We start from the raw sequence: 2477 nt of genomic DNA on the forward strand, positions 1-2477 counted from the left end.
CTTTCCCAGGACGAAGTGGCGGCACGACTGGGAGTGAGTAAAACGACAGTCCATCGGTGGGAGAGAGCAGGTGCTGCCACAAAGGAGAGTGCCCCTCCTCCCTCTGTCAGGCAGCGGCGACTCCCCTGACACCCTTCCCCCTCGGGCTGGCAACTCGGCAGCCAGGAGTGAGCACGACCGTGCACTGTTCCTCTTCCTCGCCGCCAGAGCACGGAGCTGTATCGGGACGGGTTTACTAGCTGTCGCGTTACTGCGCCCGAAGCCAGCCTCTCTTCAGATCTCTCGCTGTGCCCTGGTCACGGGACGCCTGCTGAGACAAGGAGATCAAGCAAGTCTCGGACACGTCGCTCCTGGGGCCAGTGGGCCAGGGCCTGCTTGAGATGCGCCATCCACTCTTGGCGCCGCATCTGGCTCGGGAACCGCTGTAATCCCTGAGCCCCCTGGAAAAGCTGGTATAGACCTCCAGATCGCGCTTATTGAGCAGGGCCTCTGGCAACAAGCCGGGTCCTCGCCAGCCCGGTCAGGGTCTGGTTGATCATCCCGAGCAACTGCCGCTAAAGGGCAGGCCACTGCCGATCGTCACAGCCTCCTCACCCTCGAGCAAAGCAGACACCCCTCAAAGAGCAAGGTCGAAGTCGATGATATCCTGGCAAAGACGCACCAGCTCTGCTGCTACCACCTGGTGAGCTGGATGGGGGCCATACATCTTCAAATGATCTTCATCTACGAAGTGCATCACGAATCCATAGAGATAACCCTTATTGTTGGATGTATTGAAATTTCTCCCTACCATTACGTCTACCATCCCAGGTATTTTCTGCTGTAATTCCTTAATACGTTCCATAGCATTCCATATCTCCTGCTCTCCTATATCCTGCTTCGGCTTAAGCAATACCACGTGCATGATCATAGGCTGTTGATTCTCCTCCGTTGAATGGTGTGAGCGTATTCGATCACAGCCTGAGCTAGCGGCTTACAACGATCCCGGTGCTGGATGCTGTGAGCTAAGGCGAGACACCGATGGATGATGTACTCTTGCTCCATTGCTTGAGCCAGGTCCATCGCCTTGAAAGCATGACGCTGGGCAGCTTCTATTTCTCCTACCACAATAGAGGCCCTGGCAAGATCGTAGTGAGCGCTGGCCTGCCGATTCATAGATAGCTCCTCGACCGGGCTTGCCGTGAGCAGCTCATAGGCTCTCTCTGCGGCACCAAGAGTAAGCCAGCAGTTCCCCGCAAAAATCTGGACACTGAGACGGCTAAAATCGGTGAAGTATGGATCAGGATGTTGTTGCGGCCCAGAGAGCGAGTCAACGATCTCCATTGCCTCTGTGATGTGCACTTCACACTTCTGCCAATCCCCCTGGTGAGCAGCAATTGAGGCTCGGACAATCGCTATCCACCCTCTCAGGTCCCGGGATTCCTGGCTGTAGTCCCATGCTTGATCAAGCAACTGAGAGGCCTTGTGCAGGTCCCGCTCTTCTCTCAGGTAGAGATGCGCCAGATGGCCAATAGCCGCGCCTGTGAGAGCGAGATCTCCACTGTTGATCGCCGATGCAATCGCAGCCTCGTTGAGCGTCTTCGCCTGAGCCAGTCCCAGTTTCTGAATAGGGTGAAGGCGAGCCACCAGCTGAGCCTGAGCAAGGAGGCGCCAGAGTTCTCGTCTAATTATATCCTGCTTTGTTCTGTAAAGCGCTTCCTCAATAGTAGCGATATGACCAAGTAACCCTTTGATAATAAAAGTATCTCCCTGGCGTTGCATGATCCGAAACTGGTGGGTGATCGCAGCCAGATTCTGGAGAGAGATCTCTGATAATGCGGGCGCATGTTCACCAGGAAAAGGGTCGAGGAGGGCATGCTGAGATGATGGAATGACCCCTGCTCCTATGATGCCGCTGAAAGCCATTAGGACTTGCCGACGTAATGAATTCATTGCACACCACACTGATTTATCGCTTGCTTGCTCCATTATATCAGCTAGACCAGCAGGCCCGTCAAAGCGCGCCTGGCCACAAGAGGAAGAAGGCTGCTGAGAACCGCATGACGATGGGGAAGTTAGTAGCTCCGGGACTGAACATTCCAACAGCATTGCAAGTCGCTCTCGGAGATCCTTCGGCATCGGCCTCCGGCCAGCACAATAGTTCCGCAAAGCGCGCTCTGAAATGTAAAGCGCTCGCGCGACTTCCTTCAACGTATACCCTCGCCGTTTGATTTCCTCTTTTATCCGGTTTGGATACATGCGTACATCTCCCACAGCAACTTAGTTGTGCCTCTTTCGTACCGCATAGCAACTCATCGGTTGCCGCTTTCGTGCCGCAGATTCGCTGTCTTTGCAAGAGAAATCGAGTACACTGATCCTTGACCTGAATTCTTTCCGAGTATAGCATCCTGGCTGCTCACAGAGCAACACCGGGATAAAGGGGCTTCTCAGTTGATGCGCTTCAGACCGGAAGGATTGGAAAGGAGGAACATCTTGGT

At 54.5% G+C, this 2477-nt stretch carries 3 protein-coding genes and 1 pseudogene; 1 reads left to right on the plus strand and 3 read right to left on the minus strand.

From position 1 onward, the window contains the following. A partial coding sequence (locus IRZ24_RS19900; RefSeq protein WP_366914342.1) for a helix-turn-helix transcriptional regulator occupies positions 1–129 on the plus strand: 129 nt, incomplete at its 5' end. Between the two features lie 487 nt (positions 130–616). On the opposite strand, the gene IRZ24_RS19350 is transcribed toward IRZ24_RS19900, so the two are convergent. From IRZ24_RS19350 to IRZ24_RS19905, 3 genes and pseudogenes are all read right to left on the minus strand, one after another. Next, positions 617–910: a Dabb family protein gene (locus IRZ24_RS19350; RefSeq protein ID WP_297168118.1), complete on the minus strand. Its 294-nt coding sequence runs from the start codon at positions 908–910 to the stop codon at positions 617–619. Next, positions 907–1932 (minus strand): hypothetical protein, encoded by a 1026-nt coding sequence (locus tag IRZ24_RS19355; protein WP_297168121.1) that lies wholly within the window; start codon positions 1930–1932, stop codon positions 907–909. Before IRZ24_RS19355 ends, IRZ24_RS19350 begins: the two co-directional genes overlap by 4 nt. Positions 1933–2082: 150 nt before the next feature. Then, positions 2083–2238 (minus strand): annotated as a pseudogene (locus IRZ24_RS19905) (helix-turn-helix transcriptional regulator); the annotation flags it as partial. Positions 2239–2477: the final 239 nt, after the last annotated feature.

This window comes from Thermogemmatispora sp. (genome assembly GCF_019683755.1).
Taxonomy (GTDB): Bacteria; Chloroflexota; Ktedonobacteria; order Ktedonobacterales; family Ktedonobacteraceae; genus Thermogemmatispora.

Coding starts and splice junctions, on each gene's coding strand:
- IRZ24_RS19355 (WP_297168121.1), bottom strand. CDS start 1,932: ATGAATTCATTACGTCGGCAAGTCCTAATGGCTTTCAGCGGCATCATA.
- IRZ24_RS19350 (WP_297168118.1), bottom strand. CDS start 910: ATGATCATGCACGTGGTATTGCTTAAGCCGAAGCAGGATATAGGAGAG.